The organism is Paenibacillus contaminans (assembly GCF_003285015.1).
Classification (GTDB): domain Bacteria; phylum Bacillota; class Bacilli; order Paenibacillales; family NBRC-103111; genus Paenibacillus_V; species Paenibacillus_V contaminans.
The window spans coordinates 1-14,480 of the sequence record NZ_QMFB01000003.1 but is presented as its reverse complement, the minus strand read 5'-3'; the positions used below and the strand labels follow the sequence as shown (position 1 = coordinate 14,480).

Here is a 14,480-nt window from a genome sequence, read left to right as displayed (position 1 = left end):
ATCAGTCACTACGGAGTCGATAAATTTACGAATAAGCGCCGTGCCATACACCAAATAACCTGACGACCGTAAAGGTCTCAGGTTATTTGTGTACGTCAGACATTTTATGGTTACTTACCCAAAGCCGCTTTAGCCTCCGCTTGTTTCCATTCGCGGTTCATCCATTGATACCAGAAGCCGAGCGAGCCGCGGCTTTGCTCGGCCGCTTTCAGCGCTTTGACGACGTCGATCTGTCCATGTCCGAAATAGTTGTCTTTGCCTTCCGGTCCGAGATCGGTCGCAGTTTGGCGCATAATGTCCATCACTTCCGTATTTTTGAGCAGCGGATTGACCGAGCGGATGAGGGCCGCCAAAGCCGTTACGTGCGGACTGGCCATCGAAGTGCCGGAAAGCGCGGCGTACTGGTTTTTCGGGTACGTGCTGGCTATGCTTACCCCTGGGGCCGCTACGTCGATGTATTCCCCGTAGTTGGAAAAGCTCGCCTTGCTTTTCTTGGAATCGATTGCGGCGACGGCTAATACCTCGGGATAAGCGGCGGGATACCCGGGCTTTTCCGTATTGTCGTTCCCGCTGGCGGCAATAAGCACGACATCTTTGTCGTATGCATACTTGATCGCATCATGCAGGAAGTTTGCGTCCGCATAATTGCCGAGGCTCATGTTGATCACTTTCGCTCCATGGTCGGCGGCCCAAATAATGCCTTGCGCCACGGCGTACGTGCTGCCTGCGCCCGTTTCGTCAAGCACCTTGACGGGAAGAACGGGATTGTACCACGTCATGCCTGCCACTCCTTCACGGTTATCCGTGAGGGCGGAAATGACGCCCGCGACATGCGTGCCGTGTCCGACGTCGTCCTGCGGCGAAGCGTCATTATTGATAACGTTATGGCCTTCAAGGAGCCGGCCTTTAAGGTCGGGATGATCGAGATCGACACCTGTATCGACTACCGCGACAATGACATCCTTATTGCCCTTGCCGATCGTCCACCCGGGCTCGGTAGCGATAATCGGCAAATTCCATTGATATTTGCTGTACAAAACATCGTTCGGTTTCGGAGCTGCAGCTTCCTCTGCGGCCTCGGTCCCGTTATTTGCGCGCATCTTCACATTATCATTATTGTAATCATGGCTGCCGCTGCCGTCATCCCAGTTTGCTTTCGTATTGGTCATATACAAGAAATGGGGCTCCGAATATTCCACTCCCCATTTATGAAAATAGTCCATCAACTGCTTCGCTTCCATCGCGGAGGATCGGAAAATATACGTATACCCCAGCTTGCGGACGGATTGCGCTTGAATATCCGCGCGAATTTTTTGCAGATCCGCTTCGGAAGGCGATTGCTTAAATTTTACGACGACCTCAAATTTGTGATAGTGGCTTGTTCCTTCATTGTCTTCAGGATGATTTACATCGACATCTTGAAGCGTTTTGGAATCGACGGATTCGATTTTCCAGTTGTTATCGGCGGGATAAGGCACGACCCTCAAGTTTTTAATTTGATGATTATGAACCGAACGAAGGATTTCTTGATGAACGACGCCGACCAATGAGCCGTTCCGGTTTGCCGAAGGAACGCCTATAACGAAATACGTTTCGCCATTTGCTTGGATCGTGGGCGATTCATAATCTCGGCCGGCTTGCGCGGTTTCTTTCGCATGCTGCAGCTCTCCGGCCGCCTGATACATGACATGCTCCGGCGCTTCGCCGACATGGATTCCTTTGTCCAAAGGCTCTCCCGCACCATACCAGATCAGTTTCTTCATATGCGGGTGCTCCTGCTGCAAAGCCGTTAACGAGGAACGGATCTGGGCTTCGTCATCGGTGGGAAGCCGCTCGGCCGCAGCATGCAAATCAAGCGCGCATTGGCTGCGGCAAAGCATGTCCGTGTCTTTCATATCTTGATCGACCAAGGCTTGCTTGATCGACATTTCCTTGTCCGCCGACAACGCTTCCGGCTTCTCCGGAAGATCCGGCGTTTCGTTTCGCGGGATAAGAAGCGCGATAAGAGCCGCGGATATCAGTACCGCTCCGACATATTTACGCATCCGGTTTACCTCCCTTTACGCAACTGCTGTGCGTTATTTGTTGTATTTTGCGGCGAATCGGTTTATAATCGTCAAGGTTAGGTTGGAATGACGGCCGCACTTTTATTCGGCGGGGCGGTTTTTTTCATGGTACCGCTTCATGAAATTTTATGGTACGATGAAGGCATGAACACCTGCTAGCCGAAGTTACCCGTTGGAGGAGGTTTTTTTGACATGACGGTGTCTCAAGTCAAGAGCATTTGCGAATCGTCCAAGGAAAAATTAAAAACCGCAATTGGAAAAATGGAGCTGTTTCTGAACACGCATTCGCTTGAACGTTTGAATGCGGAGAACGATTCGGAATATGATGATTTTTATCGTTCGTATTTATCCGATACACGTCATTTGCTCGTGTTCTGCGAAGTGGCTTATGAGAAGCTTGGCGTGAGCTTGCGGCGTCCGACTTTCAATGTCGAATATTCGGAACGCGTCCTTTACGACGTATACCATAGCTGCGTTAACGGGTTTTTCTATCCGAAGAACGAATGCTATTCCGAGGATGGACGTTATGCCTATACCGGTCAAGACGCTATTCGCTTCCGGAAAAAGCCTGTACGCGACGTTCGCGACCTGACGATCGAGCTATCCAAAATTTTTGAAGAGCTGCGCGAGGAATTGTCCTACTACGAAACCGATTATATAACCCAGCGCAGAATGCAGGGTGAGAAGGTTTAACGTTTTTATTCTTTTTTGACAGAGGTGCCGGTCGGCGCCTCTGTTTTTTTGAGTATAAAGAATTTATCCGGTAAACACGCCGGTCCTTTAAAGGACGGCAAGCCATTTATCCTACGCTGCTATTAAGTCTCCTCTATTTGCTGTAGTCCGAAATAGCCCACTTGAAATAAGGAATCGAGGTTCGCCTTACGCTGGAGTCCGATTTTGCCGGCTTGGAGAACGGATTCATCGATGTGCCGATCAAAATAACCGCTGCAAGCAGGCGTTTTCGAACTACAGGCGGGGAAAGGAAGCCGTACTCGATTGCAAATGGGCAAAATCGGACTGCAGCGCATGCAAGCGACGAGCGAGGATGGGTAAGCGGGTAGGAATACCGGATGGAGAAATAAATATCAAACGCCAAAGCCGCCGCAAGGCGGTTTTTTCAAAATCTCAATGACTTATCCTACCGCTAATTAGAAAGGTGGATACGACTATAACGGATGTGGGACGCTTACCCAACCCGGTTCCTCAATAGCCAATTTCTTGTAACCGACCACCTTTCGACTGGCGCCTCTGTCTTTTTTTCACTCGGATTGGTCATTCGCCCGGAGGAGACACTTCTAATGGGGAGGTGACGAACATGCCAGATGTCAAATGTACGGTTGCAAACTGCGGATTTTGGACGGAAGGAAACAATTGCAATGCCTCCAGCATTCAGATCGAAGTGGACGCTCACGCTTCCGCTAATGTTAATGAGGAATTTGCCGGCGAGATGGGTGCGGATCACCAGGACGAAGCTTCCAACTCGCGCAGAACATGCTGTCAAACTTTTGTGCCGAAACGTTAAGGGAGCTGCAGGCAGCAAACGACTACTCGGAGAAAAGGAGAAAAATTCAGCATGAGCAAAAATAAGCATTACAAAAACAAACAGCATAAACCGAATCACGCCCATGAAGATTCGGCCGTCAAAGCGAATACCGAATCCTCCGAAGCTCTGGCCGTTACGTCCATGCCGGCGGAATCGGATTCGTATAACCGCGATTCTTATGAATCGAATACGATGTCCTCCGAGCTGAGCAAGTCTTATCAGTCGACCGGACAAGTGAGCGGGAACGAATGGGGATATTCGGCTACCAGACAAAAGGAGCCTTATTCGTCGAGTCCTTCCGGTTTGGCTGAGGATCCGTTCGAGCAGGATGCCGAATTTGCTACCGAGGTCGCTTATCCTCCCGTTATCGGAGCGGATCCGGACGCCCGGTACGAGCGGCGGAACGAAGGCGCGGAAGGCGGGGAAAGGGCGGACGCCGGGGAAGGCAGAGCAATCGGCTGGTTCGGATTGGTGCTCGCAGTTATTTCTTTGTTTATTTGGCCCGCTGTTTTAGGCACGATCGCTGCGATAATCGGCGTTGTTGCCTTTGTAAGAGGGAGCAGGGGCTTGGGCGCTTGGACGATCGGGATCGGATTGGTATCATTGCTGGCCTATTTTTTCCTCGTTCCTTATTACGCATGACTTCATGGACTGCAAAAATGCCGAAGCGGGCAAACGCCCGAAAACTTCGGCATTTTTGCGTGCGGCAGCATGAAGGTTCCAAATAGTAAATTATACACTGGAACAATTTATTAAAAGCTTGTACAATATTAGTATTGATTTTATGAGCAAAAGATCGTAACGGGGCAGGAGAGACAAGATGAGCATCGATCCAAGAACCATGAAACAGCTTATTGAAATTCAGTGGTCGAACCGATTCGATCTGCTTTCGACTAACGGCGCATCGCAAACGGAAACGCAGCCTTTCGGGGAAATGCTTGAGCTGCTGCTCGGAGAGCAGACAGCATCGTCTTATAACAGAATCGTTCCCGCAGCCGATCTGCTCATGCGGAACGCTTCGCTGTATTCGAGACCAAGCACGCCTACATCTTTCGATCCGATCATCGAACAGGCAAGCGCTAAATACGGCGTTTCCTCCAGTCTGGTGAAGTCTGTCATTCACGCCGAATCTTCGTTTGATTCGATGTCCGTTTCCGGCGCAGGAGCGAAAGGACTTATGCAGCTGATGGATAACACGGCGCGAGGACTCGGCGTAACGGATTCGTTCGATCCGGAGCAAAATATTAATGGAGGCACCCGTTATTTGTCCGAAATGCTGAACAAATACAACGGGAGCGAAGCGGTTGCGCTTGCAGCCTATAACGCAGGACCTGGACGTATCGATCGGTTAGGGATTCGCACGGAAGCCGACTTGCAAGCCAAATTCAGCCAATTGCCGCAAGAAACACAGAAGTATGTCAATAAAGTGTTGGAATTGGCGAAGGGTTATCAAGTATAATACGTTTTGTCGAGAAAAGATCGATGCCGATCTTTTTTCTTTTTGCTTTTATAGGAATGATTATAGATAGATGCCAAGATAGAAACGCGGGTGAGGTGGAAGATATGCTTTACTTGGATCACTGCGCAACGACGCCGCCGCATGAGGAAGTGGTTGCGGCTATATCCGATATCATGAGCCGGCATTACGGCAATCCGTCCTCCATTCACCGGTTGGGCGTCGATGCCGAGCAGCTGCTGCGCAAAGCCCGCGAGGTGATTGCCGGCACGCTCACTTGCAAGGCCGACGAAATCGTCTTTACTTCGGGTGGAACGGAAAGCAATAATTTGGCAATCAAGGGTGCGGTGCGCAGCTATCGCAACAGAGGAAACCATATTGTAACAAGCGCTGTAGAGCATGCATCCGTTTATGAATGCTGCAAGCAGATGGAGGAAGAAGGCTTCCGCGTTACGTATTTGCCCGTTGATGAAACGGGAGCGGTGAGCGTCGAAGACGTCAGGAATGCGCTGTGCGATGAAACGATTCTCGTCAGCATCATGCATGTAAACAATGAAGTCGGGCGTATTCAGCCGGTAAAGCAAATCGGCGACATGCTAAAGTCTTTTCCCGGCATATTGTTTCATGTCGATGCCATCCAAAGCATCGGCAAGCTGAATGTCGCCCCTAAAGAACTGGGTGCCGATTTGCTGAGCGTATCCGCTCATAAGGTTCACGGTCCGAAAGGAGCCGGTTTTTTGTACGTGAGGAAGGGCGTAAATTTGACGCCTTTGCTTGTCGGCGGGGGCCAGGAAGGCGGTATACGCGCCGGAACGGAAAACGTGCCGCTGATCGTCGGAATGGCCAAAGCGGTGCGTTTAGCGGTGCAAAAACAATCCGAAAACGCAGAAAAGCTTTATCGCCTTCGAAAGCGTCTTACGAATGCGCTCATGGAAATGCCGGAATTGATCACGAACGGATCGTCCGATCCTAACGATATGGCGCCCCAGCTTGTCCATTTTTCGTTTCCGGGCATGAAATCGGAGGTCGTCGTTCATGCGCTCGAGCAGCACGGGATATGGATTTCGACCCGATCGGCATGCGCTTCCGGCGAAGAAAAGCCAAGCCGGGTTTTATTAGCGATGGGATGCGGCAAAGAACGGGCGGCAAGCGGGTTGAGAGTGAGCTATTCGGCGGCTCAAACGGAGGAAAATATAAGCTATTTTACGGATTGCCTCAAACAGGTCGTCGAGGAGCTTCGCGGATTGCGTAATACGATAAAATAAACGGATAACGAATGATGGCTTTGCTTTTGGAGGGATTAAGCAGTGAAAACGGACACGATCATCGTCAGATTAGGCGAACTTACATTAAAAGGGCGGAACCGCCGCCGGTTTGAAATGCAAATGATGCATCAATTAAAAATGCTCGTATTCAAAGCATATCCGCGCTTGACCAGCACGAGCGAATTCGGCCGCATTTACTTGCAATTAAATGGGGAACCTTACGATGGAGTGGCGGAGGCGGTGGCAAAAGTATTCGGCCTCACCTCCTACAGCCCCGCTGCAAGTACGGAGCTCACGCTCGAAGCGGTTCGCGCGGCGGCGCTTGAGGCCATACTTGCGATACCCGTGCTTCCCAAAACGTTCAGAGTGACGGTTCGCCGTGCCAACAAGTCGTTCCCGCATGCTACGCCGGAGCTCTTGGGTTTGATCGGCGGGCATATTTTGCGAGCGATACCCGAAATCAAGGTTGATGTTCATCAGCCGGAAGCCGAAGTGACGGTCGATATCCGAAGCGATTCGGCATATGTATTTACGGAATCGCATCCGGGATCCGGCGGTTATCCGCTAGGCAGCAACGGCAAGGCCGTGCTTATGCTTTCAGGCGGGATCGATAGTCCGGTCGCGGGCTGGCTGGCCATGCGCAAAGGGCTGAAGCTCGAAGCGGTTCATTTTCACAGTTATCCGTTCACGAGCGAGCGGGCGAGGCAGAAGGTGATCGATCTCGCTCAAACGTTATCGGTTTATAGCGGGAGCTTAAAGCTGCATATGGTTTCCTTTACGGACATCCAAACGAAGCTGAAGCAAGCCTCCGTCGATAATCTGATGATCACGCTGATGCGGCGGGCGATGCTGCGCATTGTCGAGAAAATCGCCGGACAATGTGCCGCGGGAGCGATCGTGACAGGCGAAAGCCTGGGGCAGGTAGCCAGTCAAACGCTCCCGAGCTTGAATGTAATCGGCAGTGCGGCAAGCTTGCCGATGCTAAGGCCGCTGATCATGATAGACAAAAGCGAAATTATCCGGATGGCGGAACAAATCGGAACCTTCGAGTTGTCTATTCTGCCGTATGAAGATTGCTGCACGTTATTTTTGCCGAAATCGCCGAGCACGAATCCGAACATCAATCTCGTAACGAGAATTGAGCAATCGCTGGATTGGCTTGATGAAGCTTTGGACGAAGCCGTAAAAGGCAGAGAAGTGCTGACCATCAACATGGAGTCTAACGAGCAAACGGATATTGCCGGGATCGATTCGTATTTTTGACCCCATACCTTTCATGCGCAAATGAGTTTATGACGGTGATGCGAAGTAGGGCGAAAGCCGTTCCGGCTTAAAGGGATGAGGAAATCGAGTCGATCTGCTGTGCCAGCGAAAAATCTTTGCCGGTAACACCGTTCGCATCATGAGTCGTGAGCGATACGGTTACGCGGTCGCTTCGGATATAAAGATCGGGATGGTGATTGGCCGATTCGGCGGCGGCCGCAATTTGCTGAACGAACCGGATGGAGGCGGCGAAAGAAGGAAGACGATACGTTTTGTGCAGCGCGCTGTTTTCAAATTTCCAGCTTTGCAGCTTTCTTAAATAGACGGCAATTTGTTCTGCGGATAATTTGGACATAAACGAGCACCTCTTCTCATAAGATATGCTTGTTTCGAGTACAACCTTGGTGAACGGTTCATAATGCGCCGTAACGTAAATTATGTGCCGCTTTTCTATATTATACCTTACCTGACGGCTAGTTGCGACGGCTAGTTTGCGAAGGCGGGGGAACAATAGGGGGCATCCAGCATGGATTGGTTTTTGCTTTTCCTCGAAATTATGTTGATCAACATCGTCCTTAGCGGTGACAATGCGGTCGTGATCGCGCTGGCCAGCAAAAATTTGCCGATCGAGCAGCGTAAAAAAGCGATCTGGTGGGGGGCCTTCGGAGCGGTCGGGCTGAGGCTCGTTTTGACGATCGCTGCGGTTTCGCTTTTGAAAGTCCCTTATATCCAAGCGGCAGGATCATTCCTGCTTATGTGGATCGCGATCAAGCTGCTTGTGGAGGAAGAGGGCGAAACGAACGTGAAGGAAGCTTCGACGCTCGGCAAAGCGGTGTGGACGATCATCGTGGCCGATTTCGTCATGAGTCTGGATAACGTTCTTGCGATCGCCGCGGCGGCGAAAAACGACGTTGCCGTCATCATACTCGGCATCGGACTGAGCATTCCGATCATCGTGTGGGGCAGTACGCTCGTCATGAAGCTGCTTCACAAGTTTCCCGTCTTCGTCTTTATCGGAGCCGGAATTCTCGGTTACACCGCAGGGGAAATGTTCATCGGCGATCAAAAAGTGTCCGAGCTGGTTCATTCCCATTTGCTCCATACGCTGCTGCCGATCATTTTAGCGGTCGTCGTCATTGTCACGGGCGTCATTAAAAAAATAATGAACCGCACCAAGCCAAGTGAGCCGTCGCATCGCTGATCGGAACCGCCTCTATCAATGAAACGCCTGGAGAAGGAGTTTGCATTCTTCTCGCGTAAACGTGAAAGATAGCCTCCAAACCCGTTAACCATTAACCAAACGGGAAGGGAGGCTTTTTTATGTACATTCAGAATTTGTATGTTTCCCAATCAAGAGGTTATATTTCAACGGTTTTGAAAAGGTATGGATTATTTTAACAATTGCAACTTTTTCAACTTCCAATCGTCTATTTCATTGAGGGATTGTTATGTCTACTTTAACCGGCTGAGAGGAGCATGAATTGTGGTTCGAACGAACGTTCGGAAAATGTGGTTTGTTTGCTTTACCGTTTGGCTGCTCATCATGGCAAACGGGCTGACGTTCGCATTGCCGGCGCATGCGGAGGAAGCGAAGCTCAAGCTGCAAATCGAGCCTGCCTTGAACGGACAGGCCAAGGGGGATAAGTGGTTCCCCGTGCAATTTACGATTACGAACGAAGGAAGCGACATCAGCGGAGAGCTGGCGGTTACGCTGCCGGCGCCGAACGGCGGGAAGGACGTCATGTATACGGCTGCGGTCGATCTCCCGCGTCAAACGGCCAAGACGGTCACGATCGCGCTGCCGGGCATGACCTTGCATAAGAACAATAACAAAGTCGAGTTTTATAAAGGGAAAGCGGAAAACGGGAAAAAAGTCGCTTTTGCAGGCGATTCGGCATACATCGATGCGGCTCAGCTGCCGTTCGGTACGGCACAGATCGGCGTAGTCGCGCGGGATCCCGATACGATGAGCTTTCTCGGATTGCTGAATCAAAAAGGATATCAGGTGAAAACGCTGCCGCTTCAAATCGGCAATATTCCCAGCCAGTCGATGCTGCTCGATTCCATCGATGTGCTCGTATTCAACGATACGGCGTCCGATCAGCTGAAGGACGAGCAGATCAAAGCGATCGAAGGCTGGGTGAAGCGGGGAGGCATGCTTATTATTGCCGGAGGGGCCGGGTATCCGAAAACGGCTGCACCGTTCGGAGCGATTTCTCCGGTTGTTTACAGCGGTACGGAAAGCGTTACGGACCTAAGCGCCTTGGTCAAGGCTTCGGGGAAAGAGCTTTCGCTTGCCGAACCGTTTACGCTTTCGAAAGCGGAGCTTAAAGACGGCAAAGCCGTTCTATCGGAAGGGACGCTGCCGATTTTCGCTTCCAAGCCGCTTGGCAACGGAGAGGTCTGGTATGCCGCGTATGATCTTGCGTTAAATCCGCTTGCTTCATGGAACGGCAATACGACGCTGTGGGAAACGATATTGGCCGATCATGTAAAGCAGTCTTTCGCCAATAAGTACAGCAACGGATTTTGGGAAATCAACAATGCGCTTGAAGATTTTGAGGCGTTCAAGCTGCCTTCATTCGGCATTCTGCTGCTTGTCATTCTGATTTATGCAGCCGTAATCGGTCCGCTCATGTACGCCGTTCTCCGCAAGCTGGACAAGCGGGAATGGGCATGGGTGACGATACCGCTGGCGGCGGTGCTGTTTACTGCGGGCATCTATGTAGTCGGAGCTTCCGGACGGAGCTCGACGATGTCCCAATCGTTCTCGATGATCAAGCTGGACGGCGGCGGAGAAGGGAAAAAAACGTCCGTAGCTTCGATTTTCGTGCCGAGAGGCGGAAGCTTTAATCTTGAAATTCCGGGATCGGCTTACGTATCGCCGCTGCTCGGCGATGCCGGATTCCGCATAAGCGGGGGGAGCGGCTTGCGCGGCTCGGCCGATATGGTAGTGACGAAAGCGGCGGATCATACGGACGTGACTTATAAGGACGTGTCGTATTGGTCGATACGCAAAGCTTGGATCGATTTCGAGAAGCCGGAAGCCTTCGGCAAGCTGGAAGCCGACGTGAGGATAACCGCAAACGGGATCGAAGGAAATGTAGCCAATCGGACGAACGGCGATTTGACGGATGTAACGGTATATGCAGGGGGCCAAATATTTACGCTGCCGAGTCTGAAAGCCGGGGAAACGGCGCCCGTAAAAGCTGCTTCGACGTTCTCGTGGGGGGTAGCTTCCGGCAACCTGATCGATCTCGGCAATATCATATATCCGTACCAAGGCGGGCCGCGCGACGAAAACAGCAAAAAACGCGCGCTGCTGTCCACTTACCTTCAAACGGCGATCGAGCGCGACGTCTCCTCGTTCATTCTCGGATGGAGCGGCACCGGGGGAAGCAAGCTTTACACGGTTGACGGCAAAACGGTAAACACGGACGAGCTGACATTATGGATACAGGCTATCGATATCGATCCGAGATCGGGTTCATCCGTATTTGTGCCGGCCGGAATGTTAAAGCCGCAGGTCGTTTCGACAACGTCACAGCTTGCGGCCGACCCGATGGGCAACGTAACGGTCAGCAAAGGAGAAACGATAATCGAATACAGGCTTCCCGAAATCGCCGGCGCGGTTTACGGTCAAATAAAATCCATCAACAACATCGAAGCGGACTCGGTTGCGGAGTACACAATCTGGAATGCGGACAAAGAAACGTGGGAGCCGCTTGAACAAGCGCCATTGGCGCAGGAAGACGCTTTTGCTTCTTACATTGCTAATGGCAGATCGATTAAAATCAAAATCGAAGTCAAGCAAAACGAAGCGCACATGCGGTATCCGGAATTTGCCGTGGAAGGAACGGTGAAGTCATGATTGAAATTCGCGAATTGACGAAAACATACGGCGGCTTTACCGCCCTTAACGCACTGTCGATGACGATCGATGCGGGTACCGTCTTCGGCTTCGTCGGTCCTAACGGCGCCGGAAAATCGACGACGATGATGATTTTGGCGACGCTGCTGGGACCGACGTCCGGCACGGCCAAGGTCGGCGGTTACGACGTGACGGAGAAGCCGAAGGACGTGCGTAGGCTGATCGGTTATATGCCCGATTTTTTCGGCGTATACGATAATTTTAAAACGACGGAATATCTCGATTTTTACGGTGCGAGCTACGGCATCCCTAGGACGGAACGGCAAAAAATGATTCCGCAGCTGCTAGAGCTCGTTAATCTGACGGACAAAGCGGATTTTTACGTCGATTCGCTTTCGCGCGGGATGAAGCAGCGGCTTTGTCTCGCAAGATGCCTCGTGCATGATCCGCAGCTGCTTATTTTGGACGAACCTGCCTCCGGCATGGATCCCCGTGCGCGGATCGAAATGAGGGAAATCTTAAAAGAGCTGAAAAGCATGGGCAAAACGATCATCATTTCCTCGCATATTTTGCCGGAGCTTGCGGAGATGGTCGACGAAATCGGCGTTATCGAACGCGGGCAGTTGATCGCCAAAGGCAAGGTCGCCGACATTCAGCGGCAGATGCGGGCCAGCAGAGTTTTGACGATTCGGATTTTGGAGCGCGAAGCCGAGGCGGCAAACGAGCTGCGCGATGCGATGCACGTATCTTATGTCCAACATGACGAGAAGGGGATTCATTTGCACTTCGGCGGGGACGATGCGGAGCAATCCGGCTTGCTTCTCGGCTTGATCGAGAAGGGGTATAAAGTCATAACCTTCAGCGAAGCGCAAACCGACCTGGAGGACGTGTTTTTGGAAATTACGAAGGGAGCGGGCGCGCCATGAATTGGAGAAGGAAGCTGATCAATCCCGTCCTGGAAAAAGAATTTCGGCTGCGGATGCGTACGGTTCGTTCCTCGCTTGCGGTTTCGATCTATTTGGTTGCGATGACGCTGCTCGCCTTCGGCTTTATGTATATGACGATGTTCGGAGGGGGCGCCGCGGTTTTTAATCCGCAGCGCAGCCAGGAGCTGTTTTACTTTCTGAGCGGCGCGCAGATGGTGCTCATCACGTTCATGGTGCCGGGACTGACCGCGGGCGTCATAAGCGGAGAGAGGGAAAAGCAGACGTTGAACATTTTACTGACGACGCAGCAAAGCTCGACGACGATCATTTTGAGCAAGCTGTTCTCGTCGCTCAGCTTTATGCTGGTTGTCATTATTGCGACACTGCCGCTATACAGCATCGTTTTCTTATTCGGGGGCGTGTCGCCGGTACAGCTGATCGCCGTATTTTTGTTTTACATGTTCGTTATGCTGCTGCTCGGTTCGATCGGCGTGTTCGTTTCGACGGTTTTCAAAAAAACGATGGTGGCCGTTATCGTCACGTACGGGTTTGCCGTTTTTATTTACGGGTTTACAGGGCTCGCGGCGATTTTTTTGGCGCAAACGTTTTTCCGTGGCTCCAGCTACGTACCCGGTTTATTGCTAGGGTTAAATCCGATGGGAGCGCTGATCAGCGTTTTCAATCCGGATTTCTCTCATGAGGTATTCAACAGGCAGACGAATTTGCAGCTTTGGCATATTTTCATTCCTCTGTACAGCGTCGTAACCGCGGTTGCGCTTTGGCTCAGCATCGCATTTCTGCGGCCGCGCATGAAGCGGGGGTAATACGAGATCTGCTTTCCTGAAAATGATTAGGAAGGCGCGCTTTAGTTATAATCATTCGGATACTGAACAGGCAGGAGGCCTTACCGATGAACGAACAGCTTCATGAGATCGTATCGCTTGTCCGCTCACGTTTGTGGAGGCAGAGGGTTGTCAGACTTCTAGGCTATGGATTGGCGGGAGGTCTTGTATTGGCTTGTTTGTGGGCGGCCGTTTGCCTGTTCGTTCCAGTAGCTTTCTATCGGTCTCTGGCATTTGTCTGGGCGGCGGCGGGGCTGCTGGCTTCGCTAGCCTACGGTTTGTATGCAAGGCCTACCGTTCGGGATGCCGCGCGCGTCATGGACGGAGGCGGATTGGAGGAAAGGATCGGAACCGCCTTATCGTTCGCGGAGGAGAAGTCTCCGGTCGCTACATTGCAGCGTGAGGATGCGCTTCAATTTGGCCGGCATTATTTGCAGGAAATGCCTAGTCGCATCCGTTTCGGGTTGGACCGTCGCGCCGTCTGGGCCGGCGGCGGAGCGGCTTTAGCGCTGATCGTGCTGCTGATGCTGCCGAATGCGATGGACGAGATCGTGGACAAGAAGCGGGAAGAACGCAAATGGATCGGGGAGCAGACGGAGCTGGCGGAAACGATGCTGGAATCCGTACGCAAGCAAGAAGGGCTCGGAGCGGTGTCAAAATCGATGGAAGAGGCGCTTGAGGAGCTGGAAAGGAAGCTGGCAGCCAGCAAAACGGCGGATGCCGCGTTATCGGAGCTGGCGGAAACGATCGAGCGGCTGCAGCAGCTGGCCGAGAAGCAGCAAAAGGAAGTTGTAAAATCCGAGCAATTTGCGGGTGCGATGCAAAATATGGGCGCGCTTAGCGAACTTGGCAAAGCGATGCTGGAGCAGCGCGAAGGCGGACTCGACGGCGCTATCGATGCTATGCGGCAGCAGCTCGCCGGGATGGACGGCGAACAGTTGCAGGAGCTTGCCGCTCAGCTCGGGAAGCTGGCTGAATCAGCCGCAGCCGCCGATCCGGCGAGTGCGGCAAAGCTGCGCGACGCGCTAAGCAAAGCCGCCGGCGAGCTTGGTGCCGGAGCGCTTAGCGCCGAAGCCCGGCAGCAGCTCGCGGAAGCGCTGGCGGCGGCCATGCAGGCGCAGCGGCAAAGCGCCGCGCTCGCCGGAGCCGCGCAGCAGGCAAGCGCCGCGCTGGTGCAGGCCGGGCTGCCGATGGCGCAGCAGCTCGCTGCGTCAGGCGCCGCACCGCCGCCCGCATGGGCGAGCGGCG

13 protein-coding genes are annotated in these 14,480 nt (G+C 52.5%); 11 read left to right on the top strand and 2 right to left on the bottom strand.

The features are described from left to right. Positions 1–110: 110 nt before the first annotated feature. The gene (locus tag DQG23_RS06655) at positions 111–2,045 is read right to left on the bottom strand and encodes a S8 family peptidase (protein ID WP_113030056.1); all 1,935 of its coding nucleotides are present in this window, start codon (positions 2,043–2,045) and stop codon (positions 111–113) included. Between the two features lie 213 nt (positions 2,046–2,258). Here DQG23_RS06655 and DQG23_RS06650 point away from each other — a divergent pair, with 213 nt between their 5' ends. The 6 genes from DQG23_RS06650 to thiI all read left to right on the top strand — a co-directional run bounded on the left by DQG23_RS06650 (position 2,259) and on the right by thiI (position 7,593). Then, the gene (locus tag DQG23_RS06650; RefSeq protein WP_113030055.1) at positions 2,259–2,759 is read left to right on the top strand and encodes a YpuI family protein; all 501 of its coding nucleotides are present in this window, start codon (positions 2,259–2,261) and stop codon (positions 2,757–2,759) included. Between the two features lie 622 nt (positions 2,760–3,381). Beyond that, positions 3,382–3,588: a DUF1540 domain-containing protein gene (locus tag DQG23_RS06645; protein WP_113030054.1), complete on the top strand. Its 207-nt coding sequence runs from the start codon at positions 3,382–3,384 to the stop codon at positions 3,586–3,588. A 51-nt stretch (positions 3,589–3,639) separates the two neighbouring features. Then, complete coding sequence (locus tag DQG23_RS06640) at positions 3,640–4,251, top strand: MFS transporter (protein ID WP_113030053.1); 612 nt, start codon at positions 3,640–3,642, stop codon at positions 4,249–4,251. Between the two features lie 178 nt (positions 4,252–4,429). Continuing rightward, on the top strand, positions 4,430–5,068 hold the full coding sequence (locus tag DQG23_RS06635) for a lytic transglycosylase domain-containing protein (RefSeq protein WP_113030052.1): 639 nt from the start codon (positions 4,430–4,432) through the stop codon (positions 5,066–5,068). Positions 5,069–5,172: 104 nt separating this feature from the next. After that, complete coding sequence (locus DQG23_RS06630) at positions 5,173–6,330, top strand: cysteine desulfurase family protein (RefSeq protein ID WP_113030051.1); 1,158 nt, start codon at positions 5,173–5,175, stop codon at positions 6,328–6,330. A gap of 42 nt (positions 6,331–6,372) precedes the next feature. Continuing rightward, a complete protein-coding gene (gene thiI, locus DQG23_RS06625) occupies positions 6,373–7,593 on the top strand; it encodes a tRNA uracil 4-sulfurtransferase ThiI (RefSeq protein WP_113030050.1) in 1,221 nt (406 codons plus the stop codon). Between the two features lie 67 nt (positions 7,594–7,660). Here the strand turns inward: thiI and DQG23_RS06620 are convergent, their stop codons facing one another. After that, positions 7,661–7,948: a 4a-hydroxytetrahydrobiopterin dehydratase gene (locus DQG23_RS06620; RefSeq protein ID WP_113030049.1), complete on the bottom strand. Its 288-nt coding sequence runs from the start codon at positions 7,946–7,948 to the stop codon at positions 7,661–7,663. 171 nt (positions 7,949–8,119) lie between these two features. On the opposite strand from DQG23_RS06620, the gene DQG23_RS06615 reads away from it, so the two are divergent. The 5 genes from DQG23_RS06615 to DQG23_RS06595 form a co-directional block, all read left to right on the top strand. Further along, positions 8,120–8,794, top strand: a complete 675-nt coding sequence (locus DQG23_RS06615; RefSeq protein ID WP_113030048.1) for a TerC family protein — start codon at positions 8,120–8,122, stop codon at positions 8,792–8,794. A 282-nt stretch (positions 8,795–9,076) separates the two neighbouring features. Then, positions 9,077–11,464: a DUF7408 domain-containing protein gene (locus tag DQG23_RS06610; protein WP_113030047.1), complete on the top strand. Its 2,388-nt coding sequence runs from the start codon at positions 9,077–9,079 to the stop codon at positions 11,462–11,464. After that, positions 11,461–12,390: an ABC transporter ATP-binding protein gene (locus DQG23_RS06605; protein ID WP_113030046.1), complete on the top strand. Its 930-nt coding sequence runs from the start codon at positions 11,461–11,463 to the stop codon at positions 12,388–12,390. Before DQG23_RS06610 ends, DQG23_RS06605 begins: the two co-directional genes overlap by 4 nt. Continuing rightward, positions 12,387–13,214 carry an ABC transporter permease gene (locus DQG23_RS06600; RefSeq protein ID WP_113030045.1) on the top strand — a complete coding sequence of 276 codons (828 nt, stop codon included), beginning with the start codon at positions 12,387–12,389 and terminating at the stop codon, positions 13,212–13,214. Before DQG23_RS06605 ends, DQG23_RS06600 begins: the two co-directional genes overlap by 4 nt. Before the next feature lie 86 nt (positions 13,215–13,300). After that, positions 13,301–14,480: hypothetical protein (locus DQG23_RS06595; protein ID WP_146762255.1), on the top strand; the 1,180-nt coding region annotated here is incomplete at its 3' end.